Source organism: Bradyrhizobium sp. Leo114 (assembly GCF_055229415.2).
Map to the genome: position 1 here is coordinate 420,839 of NZ_JBUYEN020000001.1, position 16,962 is coordinate 437,800.

A 16,962-nucleotide genomic window follows, 5' to 3' on the forward strand; every position below is an offset into this window, starting at 1 on the left:
AGGCGTGTAAATTCCATGGGGACCGCTTTGTCCTTTTATAGAGGCCGCATGGTGCCGTCCGGCTCAGATCGGTCTTCCTGACTACGGGGTCAGATCATACGCGCGACGAGTGGAATCCTTCTCAGCAGGATGGTCGCGCCCCAACTGATGAAGAGCGTGCCGAGGAAGACGATCGCGAATTTGGCAAACACCGGCAGCGGCGGATCGTAGACGAGATACTGCAGCCAGATCAGCGGAACGAAATGCACGAGATAGATGCCGTAGGCCGAAGGCTGCATCGCATCGAGGAACCGAAACCGTGATTGCGCAAAGTGCAGGAACAGCGCGGGCACCGTGAAAGTCATTGCCGCGTTGAACATCGCAAAGGCCAGTCCATAGGCTATCTGCCACCATAGCGGCGGCGAACGGAAATCCGGCAGCACGCTGTGATGGACATAGACCAGGAGCAGGATGACGCCATAGAATGCGAGCGCACACGTGAGCCATAGCATCCCGCGCTTCACCACCTCGCCGCTTTGCGCCAGCAGCCCGCCTCTCAGGCTGGTGGCACCGACCGCGACGCCGGTGAAGAAGTAGCCGGTGTACAGCAGGATGCGGCTGGTCTGGATCGGCAGCGGATAGTGGCCGGGCACGAACCACGCGGAATCGCCGAACTCCAGGTGCAGCGGCAGATAGACGACGATCGAGAAGATAAGGAACGCAGCGAAGGCCGCCATCGGCCGCTGACGAAAGCCATCGACCAATCGCCCGAGCGCCGGGATCGCGCCCGGCGCCGCGGCCCAAAGCAGCGCGGCGATCGCGTCCAGCGCAAGCAGCACCCACAGGAACCAGGCCGATCCCGATGACCACGGGCCGACGGTGACCATCTGCCAATAGAACTGCGGGAAACTGAGCTCCGTTACATGGTAGCGGTAATAAGCGATCGGCATCAGCACGAAGATCGATACCAGATACGGAATACCCAGCCGCCAGGCACGGCTACCGAGGAAGTTCGCCGGCCCCCTCCGCGCCAGGCTGTCGTGAACGAACAGGCCCGAGATGAAGAACATGCAGGCCATGAAGAAACTGTCGTTGAACAGCGCGATCAGGTCGAAGCCGATCCATCGCATCCGGTCGCCGCCGATACCGAAATAGGTGTAGTTGATTACGCCGTGATACAGCACCACCAGGAAGGTGATGAACGTGCGCGCACGGTCGAGCGGAACGATGCGTGTCCCGGTCGTCCCGGCCAGCTCGGTGGCATGGGATTTCTTGAGCATCGGCCCCTGCGTGTCGCAATGACGCTGCGTCGCTGCCGCAGCATATCACGGCAGCGACGCAACCATACACCGTCGGCCAAGGGAATCCGATCAGCTATGGCGGCGTAAGCCGTTCACGCCCGTTTGAATCGGCTGCTCAGCCCGCAAAATTTTTCTGAATCGCACGATCGAGTGTTTCATTTCCAAGAAAGCGCTTGCGCAATTCGCGCTTCAGCAATTTGCCGCTCGGGTTCTTCGGCAGGCTGTCCACGAAGATCACGCGCTTCGGCACCTTGAAATGCGCCATCTGGCTGGCGCAATGTCTGATGACGGTCTCCTCATCCAGCGTGTCGCCGCTCTTGACCACAACGATCGCGGTCACCGCCTCGATCCAGCGCGGGTCCGGCAGGCCAACCACCGCGACTTCGGAGACCGCCGGCAGCCGATAGACCATCTCCTCGACCTCGCGGCTTGCGACATTCTCGCCGCCGGTCTTGATCATGTCCTTGACGCGGTCGACGACGGTGACGTGCCCCTCGGCATCGACGGTCGCCAGGTCGCCGCTGTGGAACCAGCCCCCGGCAAAGGCCGCCTCCGTCTTGGCCGGATCATTGTAGTAGCCGGACAACAGATGCGGCGAGCGGTGGACGATCTCGCCGACCTCGCCCACCTTGACGTCCCGCATCTCGGCATTCACCACGCGCGTCTCGACATTCAGCGCGGGCTTGCCCGCCGATCCCGCCTTGGGCAACTGATCCTCGGGCTTCAGCACGGTCGCGAGCGGCGCGATCTCGGTCTGGCCGTAGAAATTCCAGAACTTCACGCCGGGCAAACGCCGCTGCAGTTCGAGCAGCACCTCCACCGGCATGATGGACGCGCCGTAATAGCCCTTTTGCAGACTCGAGAGGTCGGTCTTGTCGAAGGCCGGCGAGCGCAGCATCGCAATCCAGATCGTCGGCGGCGCAAAGAAGGCGCCGATCCTGTGGGCCGCGATCAGCGAAAGGATGTGATCCGGCACAGGCTTGCCGGTGATCACGTTGGTCGCGCCGAGATAGATGCCAGGCCCGAGGAAGACGTCGAGCTGTGCGCAATGATAGAGCGGCAGCGCGTGCAGGATAGTGTCCTCCGCCGCCATGCCGCCATCGATGATGCAGCTCACATATTGCCACATCACCGCTTCATGGGTGAGGACGGCGCCCTTGGGCAGCGACTCCGTACCACTGGTATAGATGATCTGCGCGATGTCGCGGCTGTCGACGGAAGCCTCGAGCGGCGAGGCTCCGGCCGCAAGCAGGTCCGCAAAGGTCGTGACGTCCTTCGGCGGCTCCGTGGCATCCTCGCCCGGGAGCCAGATCAGTTGCTCGACCTTCGTGCCCTTGACGGTCGCAGCGCGGCCGGCCTCGACGAGATCAGGGCCGACGGCGAGCAGCCTCGCGCCGGAATTGGCGAGGATGAAATTGATCTCGTCCGGGTTCAGCATGAAATTGATCGGCACCAGGATCGCGCCGATCTTGGCGAGCGCAAAGCGCAGCGCCGCAAAGGCATGCGAGTTGCGTGACAGCACCGCGACGCGATCGCCCTTCGTCACCCCGAGCCCGCCGAGGCCACGGCCCACGCGATTGCAGATCGCATCCATCTCCGCATAGGTCCATCTCACGTCGCCGCAGATCAGCGCCGTCTTGTCGGGATAGCGCCGGGCCGAGCGGCGCAGCAGGTCGCCGATGCTTTGCTCGCGCGCCTTCTCGATCGTCGTGGTGATGTCCGCGGTCATTTTTCCCTCCCTGAACGTCCGCTGTTTGTTTGTGGTTCGGACGATGCGTTGTCGTTCTATCTACGTCGAACCGCCTGTGCATGCTCCATGTACATATGTTCGACCGACCGGTCGAGCGAAGCGATCCGCTCGAAGCCGCGGCGCCAGTCCTGCAGGTGACGCCGGGTCCACTGCACGCCCGCCGCCTTGTCACGCCGCCGGATCGCCTCGAGCAGATGGCGATGCGCCTCGACCAGGCGCGTGGCGCCCTGCGCGCCATGGCTCACGATCATCTCGGTGGTCGGAAAGAACAATTGCGCGGCTGGCTCGCGCGCGAGCTGCAGCACGCGGTTGTGCGAGGCTTTTGCCACCAGCACGTGGAAATCGGCGTCGCATTCGGCAAGCGCCGCGGGATCGGCGATCACCTGCTCGCTCCGCGCCAGGTTGTCGGCGAGTTCGGCAATGTCCTCCTCGGTAGCCCGTTCGACCGCGCATTCCGTGCTCGCGATCTCGAGCGTCATCGACACCTCGAACAATTCGCGGAAGGTGACCTCGTGGAGCACCAATGCGCGGCTGAGGCGCGTCGCGAGCTTGTTGTAGCGCGGCAGGCAGGCCTGCAGGCGGCGGCTAGAATCGCGCCGCAGCAGACCGCCTTCCTCCAGCACCCGGATGCCCTCGCGCACCGTCGAGCGGTTGACGCCAAATTGCCGCACCAGCTCGAGCTCGGTCCCGATCGGGTCTCCCGGCTTGATCCGGCCGCTGACGATCTCGCGTTCGATCGCATCCGCCACCTTCTGGTAGGCGGGCGCGACATCGATCCGTCGAAACAGCGGCGAAGCGGGCAAAGGTGGTCTCAATGTTGGTTGTCCGACAAAGTAGTCCGGCCGCGACGATGCGTCAATTCGGCCGTGCGGGCTCCCTTATCGACAGCCGATTGACTTCCCCGGAACCCAAATCTACTTTGTCCGACAAACTGATAAAAACACGGAGGAGACCCCATGAAGCCCATCGCAAGGATGGTGTCGACGGCTTGCCTGTTGTCGGCGCTATTGATCGCATCAGCGTCCGCTCAGCAGCCAGCCGCGACGCCGCTGAAGATCGGCGTGCTCACCGATTTCTCGTCGGTCTATTCCGACATCGGCGGTGCCGGGAATGTCGAAGCGACCAAGATGGCGATCGATGAGTTCGGCGGCACCATGTTCGGCAAACCGATCGAGATCGTCTCCGCCGACGTGCTGAACAAGCCTGACATCGCGGCTACCATGGCGCGCAAATGGTGGGAGAACGAAGGCGTCGACATGATCATCGATTTGCCGACCTCCGCCACCGCGCTCGCGGTGATGGAATTGTCCAAGCAGCACGAAAAGATCATGATCGTCACGGACGCCGCGAGCTCCGATATCACCGGCAAATCCTGCGGCCCCTACGTCGCGCACTGGACCTACGACACCCATTCCAACGCCCACACGGTCGGCAGCGCCATCGTCAAGAATGGCGGGGATAGCTGGTTCTTCATCACCGCGGACTATCTGTTCGGCCACTCGATCGAGCGCGACACCGGCGATGTCGTGAAGTCCGCCGGCGGCAAGGTGCTCGGCAGCGTCAAGCATCCGCTCAACACGCCGGATTTCTCCTCCTTCCTGCTGCAGGCACAGGCCTCCAAGGCCAAGATCATCGGCCTCGCCAATGGCGGCGGCGACACTATCAACACGATCAAGCAGGCCGGCGAATTCGGCATCGTCGCCGGCGGCCAGAATCTCGCAGCGATCGTGATGTTCATCTCTGATGTGCACAGCCTCGGGCTGAAGCTCGCGCAAGGCCTGATCGTCACCGAGGCCTATTACTGGGACCTCAACGACAGGACCCGCGCCTTCGGCAAGCGCTTCTTCGAGCGCATGAAGCGGATGCCGACGATGAATCAGGCCGCGACCTACAGCGCCACTCTGCATTACCTCAAAGCCGTGCAGGCCGCGGGCACCAAAGAAACAAAGCCCGTGATGGCCAAGATGCGCGAGATGCCGGTGCGCGACGCCTTCACCGACAACGGCGTGCTGCGCGCCGACGGCCGCATGGTGCACAGCATGTTCCTGTTCGAGGTAAAGAAGCCCGAGGAATCCAAAGCGCCTTGGGACTATTACAAAGTGCTGGCCGAGGTGCCCGGCGACCAGGCATTCCGCCCGCTGAAGGACGGCGGCTGCCCGCTGGTGAAGTGAATGGATTTAGTTACGCGGCTTCCCTTCTCCCCTTGTGGGAGAAGGTGGCGCGCATGAAATGCGCGACGTATGAGGGGTTCTCTCCGCGGGCGACAGCGCAGGCGGAGAGAACCCCTCACCGAAGCGAGTTCGTTGCAGGCACCTGAGCCGCCCTCTCCCACAAGGGGCGAGGGCACATCAACTGGCATCGCGCCTAAGCCTCCGACATTGCAACGAAGTCGTAGGGTAGGCAAAGCGAAGCGTGCCCACCATCACGAGCGGAGTGCTAGAAGGTGGACACCGCGCAAGCGCCTTTGCCCACCCTACAACGCCTGGCTCACGCCTTGCCGTAGTCGTAAAAGCCCTTGCCAGTCTTGCGGCCGAGATAGCCGGCGTCGACCATCTCCTTGAGGAGCGGCGCGGCGCGATATTTCGGATCGTTGAAGCCCTTGTAGAACACGTCCATCACCGACAGCATGGTGTCGAGCCCGATCAGGTCGGCCAGCGCCAGCGGGCCGATCGGGTGGTTGCAGCCGAGCTTCATGCCGGCATCGATCTCCTCGGCGGTGGCGATGCCTTCCTGCAGCGCGAAGATCGCCTCGTTGATCATCGGACACAGGATGCGGTTGACCGCGAAGCCCGGGCTGTTCTTGGCTGTGATCGCGACCTTGCCGACGCGCTTTGCGAATGCTTCCGCTTTGGCCAGCGTATCGTCCGAGGTCTGCAGGCCGCGGATCAGTTCGAGCAGCGCCATCACCGGCACCGGATTGAAGAAGTGCATGCCGATGAAACGGTCGGGCCGGTCGGTCGCGGTAGCAAGCTTGGTGATCGAGATCGAAGACGTGTTGGTGGCGATCACCGCCCGCGGGTTCAGCGTCGCGCTGAGATCCTTCAGGATCTTGAGCTTCAATTCCTCGTTCTCGGTCGCCGCCTCGATCACGAGGTCGCAGGCGGCAAGCTTGGCCTTGTCGGTGGTCGCATTGATGCGCCCGAGCGCGGCGTTCTTGTCGGCCTCGGTCATCTTCTCCTTCTTGACCAGGCGGTCCAGGCTGCTGCCGACCGTCGCCAGCCCGCGCTGCACGGCCGCGTCCGAGATATCGACCATCACCACCTGAAGCCCGGCGGCGGCGCTGACCTGGGCGATGCCGTTGCCCATAGTGCCCGCCCCGATGATGCCAATGGTTTCGATCATTGCTCGTATCCTTCTCGTAAAACGCGCAAGGCCTTGCGCCCGCGCACACAGACGGTTGCGGCGACCAGCCGGCCGCCGCCAATGCCCATGGTTAGCAGGGCCTCGCGTCCAAGGATACGGTGCAGTTTGGCGTGCCGGCGCCGGTTCGATCGGGGAGACGAAGCGTTCCCGCTCAGCAGCAGCAGGGCCCGCGGAGCTGGAGTTCGGTCTGGTCGGGCTTCGTCTCGAGCGAATCGATCGTATAGGTATTGGCGCAATATTCGCGATGATGCAGGGCGGCGGTTCCGGCCTCGAGCTCGCTTTGGCAGCGGGATTTCTCGATGCAGAGCGCGCACACCCGCCTCATGTCGTGCAGCACGCCCGGCTCTTGGCGCTTGATGGCAACTTCGTCGATCCCCAGCGTCTTCAGCATCTTCGGCAATTCGTCGGCACCATGACGCCCCCGGGCAACCAGCGTCTCGAGCTGGGCCGGCGAGATGCGGAGATCGTGCGCCACGGAACAGGCTTCGGCCGGGCTGAGGCCGCGGATTTCGCCGATGTCACGGAACCTTTCGAGGAAGCCCGAGAGCTTGCCGATCAGCCTGGCCGCAATCGATTCCGTCTGTGTTGCCGATGCCATGCTACCCTCCCGTAGTTCTGAGCAGGTTGACTATCGGCCCATGCAAAGCGGCCGTCATTGCGCCAGATCAAACGCCACGATGCGCGGCCGATGGCCCCGAGGTGGTTGGCGTCTCGTCATCGTCGGAGATCGCCCGCCAGGCGGCGCCTTCGAGATCGTCATACTGGCCGTTCTTCAGCGACCACAGGAATCCGAGCAATCCAAACAGGCCAAGCAGCAGCGCCAGCGGCACCAGGAACGCGATCACTTCCATCACACCTGCTCCTGCCGCGCCCGACGTCCGCGCAGCGCGTTCAACATCACCAGGATCGAAGAGCCCGACATCGCCGCGGCCGCGATCAGCGGCGTCACGAAGCCCAGGATCGCGATCGGCACGGCGAGGAAGTTGTAGCCGACGGCGAGATAGAGGTTCTGCCGCATCAGCCGCAGCGCTTTGCGCGAATAGTCGATCGCCGCGATCACCGGCGCCAGCGGCTTGCCGAGGAAGACGAGATCTGCGGTCGCCTGGCTCAGATGCGCGGCCGAGATCGGCGACATCGAGACATGCGCGGCCGCAAGCGACGGCGCGTCGTTCAAGCCGTCACCGACCATCATCACCTTGACGCCCTGCCGCTTCAATTGCTCGATGCGCGCGATCTTGTCCGATGGCAGCACGCCGGCACGCCACTCGGGAATGCCAAGCGTCTCGGCCGCAGCCCGCACCGCGGGTTCGCGATCTCCCGACAATATCTCGACCGCGATGCCGCGCCGCTGCAGCGCCGCGACGGTTTCGCGTGCATCCGGTCGCAGACCCTGGCGGACCGCGAACACGTAGCGCTTCTTGCCGCGGGCAAACGCAACCACGGACGCCTCGGGATCGCGGCTCAGAATCTCGTCTGCGAGATCCTCGGCGTTGCAGAAGGAGGGACGGCCGAGCCTGACCTCTTCGCCGCCGAAGCTGCCGCGCACCCCCTGCCCCGGCTCTTCCGTGACGCCGGGCAGCGGCGATTTCGCACCGGCCGCGCGCGCCAGCGCCGCGGCAACCGGATGGTGGCTTGCCAGCGCGAGCCGGCCCGCCAGTTCGAACACATCGGCCGGCACGGCAGTGGAATTCACCACATCCAGTTCCGGCAAGGTCAGCGTTCCCGTCTTGTCGAAGATGACGTAGTCGACCTCGGCGACACGCTCGATGGCATCGCCCGAATTGATCAGCACGCCGGCGCGGAACATCGCCCCCGCGGCAATCGTCTGCACCGTTGGGATCGCCAGTCCCAGCGCACAGGGACAGGTGATGATGAGCACCGCGATCGCGGTGATGACGGAATCGTGCAAGCTCGCGCCGGCGATCAGCCAGCCGATCATGGTCAAGAGCGCGGTTGCATGCACCGCCGGCGCATAGAGCCGCGACGCGCGGTCAGCGAGCTGCACATAGCGCGAGCGCGCCTGCACGGCGTGGTCGAGCAATCGCTGGATCTCCGCCAGCAGCGTGCCTTCCGCCGCCGCCGACACGCGGATGCGCAGCGCGCCCGAGATGTTAAGCGAACCGGCATAGACTGCGCTGCCCGCCTCGACCGCCGCATGCCGCGTCTCGCCGGTGATCAGGCTCTGGTCGATCTCCGACCGGCCCTCGATCACGGTGCCGTCGACCGCGCAGCGCTCGCCTGGCCGCAGCAGCACGGTATCGCCGGCCCGGATCGCCGCCGCCGGCACCACCGAAATCTCGTCCGGTCCGATGAACTTCGTCGCAGTCTCGGCCTTGAGCGCGGCGAGATTGCCGGCGACCGCGCGGGTACGCCGCCGCATGTTCTGGTCGAGATAGCGTCCCACCAGGAGGAAGGTGAGCAGCATGATCGCCGCATCGAAATAGGCGTGGTCGGCATGTCCGATAGTCTCGACGATGGACATGCCGAGCGCCAGGATCACGCCGATGCTGATCGGCACGTCCATGTTGACATTGCCCGCGCGCAGCGCGTTGAACGCCGAGCGGAAGAAGGGCTGGCCGGCATAGGCGGCCGCCGGCAGCGCGATCAGCGCCGACATCCAGTGGAAGAAATCGCGCTGCTCCGGCAGCATGTCGCTGACATTGCCGGACCACACCGGGATCGACAGCATCATCACGTTCATAGTCGCGAACGCCGCAACTCCGAGGCAGCGTAGCAGGAAGCGCGAGTTCTCGACCTCGGCGGCTTCAGCGCTCACCGTCTCGAACGGATAGGCCTTGTAGCCGAGCTCGGCGAGCCGATCGATGAAGTTGCCGGGGTCGAGTGCGCCCTCCTTCCACTCCAGCGCCACGCGGCGGTCAGTGAGATTCACGCGCGCCAAGGTCACATCGGGAATCGCCGAAAGCCCGCGCTCGATCTTTGACATGCAGCCGGCGCAGTTGACGCCCTCGACCGCGAGGTCGATATGCGCCAATCCCGAGCCGAGATGCTTGACGTAGTGCGAAAAGTCCCGTGTCGCCTGCATCACGCCCTCTTAGTTCAGCACCACGCGGTTCCTCGAGAGGAACACGCGCCGGCCATCGGCTTCGCTTTCGAGCACCAGCTCCCATTGTCCGGGGCCGATCGCGCTGCCCTTGCCGAGGTAGCGACCGCCGCCGGCTTCCGACAGCTCGATCGCCTGGTCGGCGCGCCGGTCGGTCGGGCGCTCCAGGCGGGAGGTGAACTGCAATCCGATGAGCGGCCTGCCATTACCATCACGCGCTTCGACTTCGAGCGCTGTGCCGCCACCGGCATCGCGCGCCAGATGCGCGTCGACCTTCCAGTTGCGGGCGTCCTGCTCGCGCGCGGCGACGATCTCTTTCTCATAGGCGAGGCTCGCCGCGTAGGCGCTGTCGACGTCGGTGCCGGGCAGCGTCAAGGTCGCCAGCTTGATCATGGTGACGTTGACGCCGATCACAACGCCGAAGAATGCGACCAGCATGACGAGCACCTTGCGGCCGGTCAGCGGTTTCTCCGATCCATATTCCCTATTCATGGCGGCACTGCTTCTTCCCGTTATGGCGCGACGAAATTGTCGGTGGCGGACGCGACTTCGCCGAGACCGATGTCGGTGACGCGGAATTTCACCGGGATCGACTTCTCGGGATTCCGGTCGGACGGCGCGGTGACGAGCACGCGCAGCTCGGTTGTGCCGTCGCGCCCAAGCACGATCATGGGACGATCGGGCGTGATCGAATCGCCGCCGACGACATGGAGCTTGGCATCCTGCGGGCCGTCGATGTCGATCGCCACCACACGGTCGAAACCACGCTTGTTGAGGAAGCGGACCGTATAGGCATTGCGGATCGAGCCGTCGCTGAGCTTCACCGCGACGGGATTGCGGTCGTGCAGCACGTTGATGTCGAGCAGCGAACGCGTCGCGAGCGTATAGAGCATGATGCCGCCGACGAGTGCGATCAGCGCGGTGTAGATGATGGTGCGCGGCCGAACGATGCGATAGATCGGCGCTTTGCCCTCGATCCGGCGCTGGATGTTGATGTCGTTGTCGTAGCCGATCAGCCGCGTCGGCCGGTTGATCTTCTTCATCACATTGTCGCAGGCGTCGATGCACAACCCGCACTGGATGCAGTCGAGCTGCGGCCCGTTGCGGATATCGATGCCGACCGGACAGACGGCGACGCACTGATAGCAGTCGACGCAGTCGCCGGCGTGCTGGCCGAGCGCGCGCAGGTCGTTCGCCTTCTTCACCGACATGCGCTTTTCGCCGCGGTCGTAGCGATAGGTGACGTTGAGCGCCCATTCGTCCGTCAGCGCCGCCTGGATGCGCGGCCACGGGCACATATAGACGCAGACCTGCTCCCGCATGAAGCCGGCGAGCAGATAGGTCGTCGCGGTCAGGATCGCGATCCAGATATAGGCGATCGCCGGCGCCTGGAAGGTGACGAGCTCTTTGACGAGCGTCGGCGCGTCGGTGAAATAGAGCACCCAGGCGCCGCCGGTCCACCAGGCGATCATCAGCCAGATCGAATGCTTGAGCACGAGCTCGGAGATGCGTTCCAGCGTCCAGCGATGCGCGGATGCATCCTTCTTCATCCGCTCGCGCCGGTCACCCTCGACCAGGCGCTCGACCGCGTAGAACAGGTCGGTCCAGACCGTCTGCGGGCAGAGATAGCCGCACCAGATGCGGCCGCCGACCGAGTTCATCAGGAACAGCGTGATCGCGGCGAGAATCAAGAGGCCGGTGAAGTAATAGACTTCTTGCGGCCACAGCTCGATGAAAAAGAAATAGAAGCGGCTGTTCGGCAGGTCGATCAGCACCGCCTGATCGGGCGCGGCGAGGCCGCGATTCCAGCGCACAAACGGCAGGAAATAATAGATGCCGAGACAGAACGCCATCAGGCCCCATTTGATCCGACGGAAGGTCCCGGAGACCTTCTGCGGGTAGACCTTCTTGCGCGCCGCATAAAGCGGCCCGACGTCTTCGACTTGGTCAGGGTCTATCTGGACGATCTTGTTCATGGGCCGGGATTCTTCTGGCATCGTGGGAGGAGAGGCTAACCCCTCCTCCCGTGCCTTAGTTGATCCAGCGCAAACAGGCGGTCTATTCGCCGCTTATTTACCGCCGCCCAGCGTATGCACGTAGACCGCAAGCGCCTTGATGGTGGACGGATCGAGCCGGCCGACCCAGGCCGGCATCACGCCGGAACGGCCGTTGGTGATGGTCTCGATCACGGTGGCCTCGTCCGAGCCGTAGAGCCAGATCTTGTCGGTGAGATCGGGCGCACCGAGCTCCTGGTTGCCTTTGCCGTTCTCGCCGTGACAGGTCGAGCAATTATCGGCAAACAGCTTGGCGCCGGCGGCGGCATTGTAGCCCGGGCTCGTCGGCAGGCCCGAGAGCGAACGGACATAATTGGCGACCGTGACGATCTCGTCCTTCTTCAGGATGCCATCCTTGCCGAAGGCGAGCATCGCGCCCTCATGCGCCTTGGCGTGGCCGGAGCGCGCGCCAAACTGGATGGTCTGCTGGATCTGCTCGAGCGAGCCGCCCCACAGCCAGTCGTCGTCGTTCAGGTTCGGAAAACCCTTGGCGCCGGCGCCGCCCGAGCCGTGGCACGGCGCGCAATTGTCACCGAAGGCCGCCTTGCCGCGGGCGCGCGCGAGCGCAAGCAGTGCCGGATCCTTCTCGATGTCCTCCAGCGACGCCGCGCCGAGCGCGACCATCTTGTCGCCGCGGATCTTCTCGAGGTTGGCCAGTTCGACGCCAACATCGGCCCGCGACGAATAGTTGATCAGCCCGTTGGTGTGGCTCCACAACAGCGGCCAGGCCGGGTACACCACCCAGTAGCCGATCGCCCAGATGATAGTGGCGTAGAAGGTCAACACCCACCAGCGCGGCAACGGCGTGTTGAGTTCCTTGATGCCGTCCCACTGGTGACCGGTCGTGGTCTTGCCGGAGACTTGATCGAGTTCGGTTTCAGCCATGGTCTCTCACTCCTCCCGCAACGGTATCCGCGATGCCTCATCGAAGGCGGCCTGGTTGCGGGGCCAGAGCGCGTAGATCACGATCGCGACGAACAGGCCGACGAAGATCGGCGTCCACACGCTCGTCACGAGATTCGACGCCAGATTGTGAACTGTCAGAATTGCTTTCATCGTCCGGCCTCTCAGCGAAGATTGGCTTTTTCGTTGTAGAGCTTGAAGTCGACCAGCGTGCCGAGCATCTGCAAGTACGCGACCAGCGCGTCCATCTCGGTCGGTGCTCCGCCCTTGCCGTCGAAATTGCGGATCACAGCCTTCGGATAGCGTTTGGTGAAAGCATCGGTGCCGGCATTGTCAGGATCAGCCTGCGCCTTCAGGTCGGCGACTGCGTTGGCGATCTGCTCGTCGGTGTAGGGCACGCCGACCGCGCGGTTGGTCCTGAGGTGATCGGCAATCGCCTCGGGATCGAGCTCGGTCTTTGCAAGGAAGGGATAGCCCGGCATCACCGACTGCGGCACGATCGCGCGCGGATTGGTCAGGTGGGTGACGTGCCACTCGTCCGAATATTTGGCGCCGACCCGCGCCAAGTCAGGCCCGGTACGCTTCGAGCCCCACTGGAACGGATGGTCGTACATGCTCTCGGCGGCGAGCGAGAAGTGGCCGTAGCGCTCGACCTCGTCGCGGAGCGGCCGGATCATCTGCGAGTGGCAGAGATAGCAGCCTTCGCGCACATAGATGTTGCGGCCGGCGAGTTCGAGCGGGGTATACGGCCTGACGCCGTCGACCACCTCGATCGTGCTCTTGAGGTAGAACAGCGGCGTGATCTCGACCAGGCCGCCGATCGCGATCACGACCAGAATGCCCGCGATCAGGATGATCGAGTTCTTTTCAAAGATTTGGTGGCGGGTCCAGAAGGACATCTTGAGCTCCTTATTCCGCCGGCTGCAGCGCGAGTGGCGTGGTGACTTCCACCTCGCCGACGCGCACCGTCATCCAGAGGTTATAGGCCATGATCAGCGAGCCGATCAGGAACAGCGCGCCGCCGGCGGCGCGGATGATGTAGAAGGGATGCATCGCTTCCACGGTCTCGATGAAGGAATATTCGAGGAAGCCGAGCGAGGTGTAGGCGCGCCACATCAGGCCCTGCAGGATTCCCGAGACCCACATCGCGGAGATGTAGAGCACGATGCCGATGGTCGAGATCCAGAAGTGCCAGTTGACGAGCTTCAGGCTGTACAGTTGCTTGCGGCCCCACAGCCACGGCACCAGGCAATACAGCGCGCCGAAGGAGACGAAGCCGACCCAGCCCAGCGCACCGGAGTGAACGTGGCCGATGGTCCAGTCGGTGTAGTGGCTCAGCGAGTTCACCACCTTGATCGACATCATCGGGCCTTCGAAGGTCGACATGCCGTAGAACGCGACCGAGACCACCAGCATGCGCAGCACCGGATCGGTGCGTAGCTTGTCCCACGCGCCCGACAGCGTCATCAGGCCGTTGATCATGCCGCCCCAGGACGGCATCCAGAGCATGATCGAGAACGTCATGCCAAGCGTCTGCGCCCAGTCCGGCAGCGCCGTGTAGTGCAGATGGTGCGGGCCGGCCCAGATATAGAGGAAGATCAGCGCCCAGAAGTGGATGATCGACAACCGGTAGGAATAGATCGGCCGCTCCGCCCGCTTCGGGATGAAGTAGTACATGATGGCGAGGAAGCCCGCGGTCAGGAAGAAGCCGACCGCGTTATGGCCGTACCACCATTGGAACATCGCATCCTGCACGCCGCCCCAGGCAATGTAGGACTTCGAGCCGAACACCGACACCGGAAGCGCCGGGTTGTTGCCGAGGTGGAGGACGGCGATGGTGACGATGAAGGCGAGATAGAACCAGTTGGCGACGAAGATATGCGGCTCCTTGCGCTTGATCACCGTCGCCAGAAACACGAGGAGATAAACGACCCAGACGATCGTCAGCCACAGGTCGGAGTACCATTCCGGCTCGGCATATTCCTTCGACTGCGTCACGCCCAGGAGATAGCCGGTGCCCGCGACCAAGATGAAGAAGTTGTAGCCGAGCACCACGAACCACGGCGCCAGATCGCCGGCGAGCCGCGCCCGGCAAGTCCGCTGCACCACATAGAAGGAAGTCGCAATCAGAACATTGCCGCCAAAGGCGAAGATCACCGCCGAGGTGTGCAATGGACGAAGCCGGCCAAAGCTGGTCCAGGGCAGATCGAAATTGAGCCAGGGCCAGGCGAGCTGGCAGGCGATCAGGAGTCCGACGGTAAATCCGGCAATGCCCCAGAACATCGCCATGAACGAGGCGAACTTGATCGGGCCGAGATTGTAGTTCGGCTTGCCGTTGATCTCCTGCGGCGGCAGCTCCGCCGGGCGATCGAAATAGCGGTTAAGGATTGCGAAGGCGGCAGCGCCGCTGGCCACCGCGGCGAGCGAAGCATGGAAGGCAAACGGCGCATCCAGCGCCTTGGCCGCGGCGAAGGCGCAGAGGAAGGCCGCCACCGTGAAGAATAGCGTCAACCCGGCTTCGCCGTGGGTCATCCATTTCGTGGATTGAACTTGCTGCATGTTTGATTCTCTTTGCAGGGGCCTTGCCCCATCAGCCCAGCTTTGGCCGCCGCGTCCTTGATCGAGATCAACCGACGGCTACCGATCAGAAAGGACGATGCTTGCGCACTTCCGGCGCCGGCTGCCGCGCCCCCGGTGCGTGAACACTCGCCCAAGCGAGCACTCCGGCGAAAACCACGAAAACTGAAACGACGGCTGCGGAAACCAAAATCGAGTCGACGGACATAGCGACCTCCATTGAAGCTCGCTCGAATATCGTCGCTCGCGGGGAACAGTCTTTGACTTCGATCAAAAATGAGAGAGGACGCGTGTCGCATCTACGCTCGTCATGCCCGGGCTCGACCCGGGCATCCACGGTCTTCGCTCCGCTCTGAGAAAAAAGCGTGGATGGCCGGGACAAGCCCGGCCATGACGCAGCACGCTAGGCCGCTGACAGCGCCTCGGCGCGCGCCGCATCGAGCAGGCTGATGCCGCCCGTAAGAATACGGATGATGCCGTCGCGCTCGAGCTTGGTGAAGGTGCGGCTCACTGTTTCGATGGTGAGTCCCAGGTAATCGGCGATATCGAGCCGGCCCATAGGCAACGGCAGCACTTCCCCGACATGCCCTATTTCGGCGAGCCGATCGCGCCAGCCGATCAGGAAGCTCGCAACCTTCTCTTCGGCGGAACGGCGTCCGAGCAGAACCATATGCTCCTGCGCCCGGATCAATTCGCGGCCCGCCAGTTCGTTGATACGGCGCAGGAAGCGAGGCCGGTTCTCGGCGAATCGCGAGAAGCTGGCTCTGGAGAACTGGCAAAGCGATACCGCGCCTACCACATCGGCGGAGAACTCATACTGCGGCGAGCCGGCAAGTCCGAGGAAATCGCCGGGCAAGACAAAGCCGATGATCTGCCGGCGGCCATCCGGCAACAGCTTATAGAGACGCAGGACGCCTTCAAGCACGCTGAAGAACGACGTCGCCATGGTCGCCTGCGCAAACACCGTCGTCCCGGGTTCGCACTGGACATGGCGCGACAGGTTCGCCAGCTCCCATACCTCGGTCTTGTCGAGCGCGGCGCAGATCGCAAAGCCCCGCACCGCGCAATCGGTACAGGTTTGCCGATGAGAACCTTCCAAGAGAGAAACCTTCACGCGTCGCTCCGAATGACCGCCGGCAGGCGTCCTTATGCCGCCCGGCGGAGTCAGCGCAGTGTACCGTCCACACCGCCGGGGTGTTGATGCAGATCAATCGCCCCCACCATCGCAAAGCTAATTTCAAAACCGTCGCTCCGCCCAACGCGGAGCTTTTGATAAATGGGGCCGTAATGCTGCAGTCCGCCGCACGCCAGGTTTTCATTGCGATCGTGCTGACGACATCGGCGCTTGCCGCTTCGCCGTCCGAGCAGCGCGGTCGGACGTTCGCGCTCAACAATTGTGCCCGCTGCCACTCCATCGACAAGGTCACCAAAAGCCCGCTCAAGATCGCGCCGCCCTTCCGCACCCTGCACAAGCGTTATCCCGTCGAGAGTCTCGCGGAGGCGTTCGCGGAAGGCATCCAGACCGGACATCCGACGATGCCGGAGTTTCGGCTTGACCCGGACCAGATCCACGACCTGCTGGCCTACCTGAAGACGCTGGAATAGCGCGACGGCGCCTCGCCCGCGAGAGTTGACGCAAATCAACCACGGCATGGCGAGCGCCGATAACAGTTCTTCATGATGCAACAGGGATGAACGAGATGTTCAACACGACCCATCTGAACGACGAACTGCAAGCCCTGAAGATCGATGTGTCGCGCCTCTTCAACACGACAGGTGAAGGCATACGCGACACCGCAAGCGCGAGCGCCGACGCCTTCACCACGCGCATCAAGGAAGCGCTGGAGGCACTGAGCGAGGTCCTGAGCGGTGAAGACACTCAGGTCCGTCAGTTGATTTCGGAACGGCCGATCACCTCGCTTGCCTCCGCCTTTGCGCTGGGCGTGGTCGTCGGCTTCGCAATGCGGAGGTAGC

17 protein-coding genes are annotated in these 16,962 nt (G+C 63.4%); 3 read left to right on the forward strand and 14 right to left on the reverse strand.

Going from position 1 to position 16,962, the window contains the following annotated elements; translation table 11 throughout:
- Window positions 1-89: 89 nt before the first annotated feature.
- From ACZIRK_RS01855 to ACZIRK_RS01865, 3 genes are all read right to left on the reverse strand, one after another.
- Window positions 90-1,259, reverse strand: a complete 1,170-nt coding sequence (locus tag ACZIRK_RS01855) for an acyltransferase family protein (protein WP_463326858.1) — start codon at window positions 1,257-1,259, stop codon at window positions 90-92.
- A 136-nt stretch (window positions 1,260-1,395) separates the two neighbouring features.
- Window positions 1,396-3,009 carry an acyl-CoA synthetase gene (locus ACZIRK_RS01860; protein ID WP_463326859.1) on the reverse strand — a complete coding sequence of 538 codons (1,614 nt, stop codon included), beginning with the start codon at window positions 3,007-3,009 and terminating at the stop codon, window positions 1,396-1,398.
- A 56-nt stretch (window positions 3,010-3,065) separates the two neighbouring features.
- Window positions 3,066-3,833 (reverse strand): FadR/GntR family transcriptional regulator, encoded by a 768-nt coding sequence (locus ACZIRK_RS01865; RefSeq protein WP_208820458.1) that lies wholly within the window; start codon window positions 3,831-3,833, stop codon window positions 3,066-3,068.
- A gap of 153 nt (window positions 3,834-3,986) precedes the next feature.
- On the opposite strand from ACZIRK_RS01865, the gene ACZIRK_RS01870 reads away from it, so the two are divergent.
- A complete protein-coding gene (locus tag ACZIRK_RS01870) occupies window positions 3,987-5,201 on the forward strand; it encodes an ABC transporter substrate-binding protein (protein WP_463326860.1) in 1,215 nt (404 codons plus the stop codon).
- A 316-nt stretch (window positions 5,202-5,517) separates the two neighbouring features.
- Here the strand turns inward: ACZIRK_RS01870 and ACZIRK_RS01875 are convergent, their stop codons facing one another.
- The 11 genes from ACZIRK_RS01875 to ACZIRK_RS01925 form a co-directional block, all read right to left on the reverse strand.
- A complete protein-coding gene (locus tag ACZIRK_RS01875; RefSeq protein WP_130228526.1) occupies window positions 5,518-6,372 on the reverse strand; it encodes a 3-hydroxybutyryl-CoA dehydrogenase in 855 nt (284 codons plus the stop codon).
- 172 nt (window positions 6,373-6,544) lie between these two features.
- On the reverse strand, window positions 6,545-6,991 hold the full coding sequence (locus ACZIRK_RS01880; protein ID WP_463326861.1) for a hypothetical protein: 447 nt from the start codon (window positions 6,989-6,991) through the stop codon (window positions 6,545-6,547).
- Window positions 6,992-7,058: 67 nt separating this feature from the next.
- Window positions 7,059-7,244: a cbb3-type cytochrome oxidase assembly protein CcoS gene (gene ccoS / locus ACZIRK_RS01885; RefSeq protein ID WP_028168627.1), complete on the reverse strand. Its 186-nt coding sequence runs from the start codon at window positions 7,242-7,244 to the stop codon at window positions 7,059-7,061.
- Complete coding sequence (locus ACZIRK_RS01890; protein ID WP_463326862.1) at window positions 7,244-9,436, reverse strand: cation-translocating P-type ATPase; 2,193 nt, start codon at window positions 9,434-9,436, stop codon at window positions 7,244-7,246. Before ACZIRK_RS01890 ends, ccoS begins: the two co-directional genes overlap by 1 nt.
- A 9-nt stretch (window positions 9,437-9,445) precedes the next feature.
- Entirely contained in the window at window positions 9,446-9,946 is a 501-nt protein-coding gene (locus ACZIRK_RS01895; protein ID WP_463326863.1) for a FixH family protein, read from the reverse strand.
- 20 nt (window positions 9,947-9,966) lie between these two features.
- The gene (gene ccoG, locus ACZIRK_RS01900; protein WP_463326864.1) at window positions 9,967-11,430 is read right to left on the reverse strand and encodes a cytochrome c oxidase accessory protein CcoG; all 1,464 of its coding nucleotides are present in this window, start codon (window positions 11,428-11,430) and stop codon (window positions 9,967-9,969) included.
- A gap of 93 nt (window positions 11,431-11,523) precedes the next feature.
- Complete coding sequence (gene ccoP / locus ACZIRK_RS01905; RefSeq protein ID WP_130228531.1) at window positions 11,524-12,393, reverse strand: cytochrome-c oxidase, cbb3-type subunit III; 870 nt, start codon at window positions 12,391-12,393, stop codon at window positions 11,524-11,526.
- 6 nt (window positions 12,394-12,399) lie between these two features.
- Entirely contained in the window at window positions 12,400-12,564 is a 165-nt protein-coding gene (locus ACZIRK_RS01910) for a cbb3-type cytochrome oxidase subunit 3 (RefSeq protein WP_028168632.1), read from the reverse strand.
- Between the two features lie 11 nt (window positions 12,565-12,575).
- Window positions 12,576-13,310 carry a cytochrome-c oxidase, cbb3-type subunit II gene (ccoO, locus tag ACZIRK_RS01915; protein WP_456646882.1) on the reverse strand — a complete coding sequence of 245 codons (735 nt, stop codon included), beginning with the start codon at window positions 13,308-13,310 and terminating at the stop codon, window positions 12,576-12,578.
- A 10-nt stretch (window positions 13,311-13,320) separates the two neighbouring features.
- Window positions 13,321-14,943: a cytochrome-c oxidase, cbb3-type subunit I gene (gene ccoN / locus ACZIRK_RS01920; RefSeq protein WP_165435430.1), complete on the reverse strand. Its 1,623-nt coding sequence runs from the start codon at window positions 14,941-14,943 to the stop codon at window positions 13,321-13,323.
- Between the two features lie 448 nt (window positions 14,944-15,391).
- Window positions 15,392-16,102, reverse strand: a complete 711-nt coding sequence (locus ACZIRK_RS01925; RefSeq protein ID WP_463326865.1) for a helix-turn-helix domain-containing protein — start codon at window positions 16,100-16,102, stop codon at window positions 15,392-15,394.
- Window positions 16,103-16,275: 173 nt separating this feature from the next.
- Here ACZIRK_RS01925 and ACZIRK_RS01930 point away from each other — a divergent pair, with 173 nt between their 5' ends.
- Together ACZIRK_RS01930 and ACZIRK_RS01935 are read left to right on the forward strand one after the other, a co-directional pair.
- The gene (locus tag ACZIRK_RS01930) at window positions 16,276-16,593 is read left to right on the forward strand and encodes a c-type cytochrome (protein ID WP_130228540.1); all 318 of its coding nucleotides are present in this window, start codon (window positions 16,276-16,278) and stop codon (window positions 16,591-16,593) included.
- Between the two features lie 95 nt (window positions 16,594-16,688).
- Window positions 16,689-16,961 carry a hypothetical protein gene (locus ACZIRK_RS01935; RefSeq protein WP_463326866.1) on the forward strand — a complete coding sequence of 91 codons (273 nt, stop codon included), beginning with the start codon at window positions 16,689-16,691 and terminating at the stop codon, window positions 16,959-16,961.
- Window position 16,962 lies beyond the last annotated feature (1 nt).

What these genes read in the sequence shown, in the direction of transcription:
- ACZIRK_RS01870 (WP_463326860.1), top strand. Translation starts at nt 3,987, where the DNA reads ATGAAGCCCATCGCAAGGATGGTGTCGACGGCTTGCCTGTTGTCGGCG.
- ACZIRK_RS01910 (WP_028168632.1), bottom strand. Translation starts at nt 12,564, where the DNA reads ATGAAAGCAATTCTGACAGTTCACAATCTGGCGTCGAATCTCGTGACG.
- ACZIRK_RS01880 (WP_463326861.1), bottom strand. Translation starts at nt 6,991, where the DNA reads ATGGCATCGGCAACACAGACGGAATCGATTGCGGCCAGGCTGATCGGC.
- ACZIRK_RS01890 (WP_463326862.1), bottom strand. Translation starts at nt 9,436, where the DNA reads ATGCAGGCGACACGGGACTTTTCGCACTACGTCAAGCATCTCGGCTCG.
- ccoN (WP_165435430.1), bottom strand. Translation starts at nt 14,943, where the DNA reads ATGACCCACGGCGAAGCCGGGTTGACGCTATTCTTCACGGTGGCGGCC.
- ACZIRK_RS01875 (WP_130228526.1), bottom strand. Translation starts at nt 6,372, where the DNA reads ATGATCGAAACCATTGGCATCATCGGGGCGGGCACTATGGGCAACGGC.
- ACZIRK_RS01930 (WP_130228540.1), top strand. Translation starts at nt 16,276, where the DNA reads ATGCTGCAGTCCGCCGCACGCCAGGTTTTCATTGCGATCGTGCTGACG.
- ccoO (WP_456646882.1), bottom strand. Translation starts at nt 13,310, where the DNA reads ATGTCCTTCTGGACCCGCCACCAAATCTTTGAAAAGAACTCGATCATC.
- ACZIRK_RS01860 (WP_463326859.1), bottom strand. Translation starts at nt 3,009, where the DNA reads ATGACCGCGGACATCACCACGACGATCGAGAAGGCGCGCGAGCAAAGC.
- ACZIRK_RS01855 (WP_463326858.1), bottom strand. Translation starts at nt 1,259, where the DNA reads ATGCTCAAGAAATCCCATGCCACCGAGCTGGCCGGGACGACCGGGACA.
- ACZIRK_RS01895 (WP_463326863.1), bottom strand. Translation starts at nt 9,946, where the DNA reads ATGAATAGGGAATATGGATCGGAGAAACCGCTGACCGGCCGCAAGGTG.
- ccoG (WP_463326864.1), bottom strand. Translation starts at nt 11,430, where the DNA reads ATGAACAAGATCGTCCAGATAGACCCTGACCAAGTCGAAGACGTCGGG.
- ccoP (WP_130228531.1), bottom strand. Translation starts at nt 12,393, where the DNA reads ATGGCTGAAACCGAACTCGATCAAGTCTCCGGCAAGACCACGACCGGT.
- ccoS (WP_028168627.1), bottom strand. Translation starts at nt 7,244, where the DNA reads ATGGAAGTGATCGCGTTCCTGGTGCCGCTGGCGCTGCTGCTTGGCCTG.
- ACZIRK_RS01935 (WP_463326866.1), top strand. Translation starts at nt 16,689, where the DNA reads ATGTTCAACACGACCCATCTGAACGACGAACTGCAAGCCCTGAAGATC.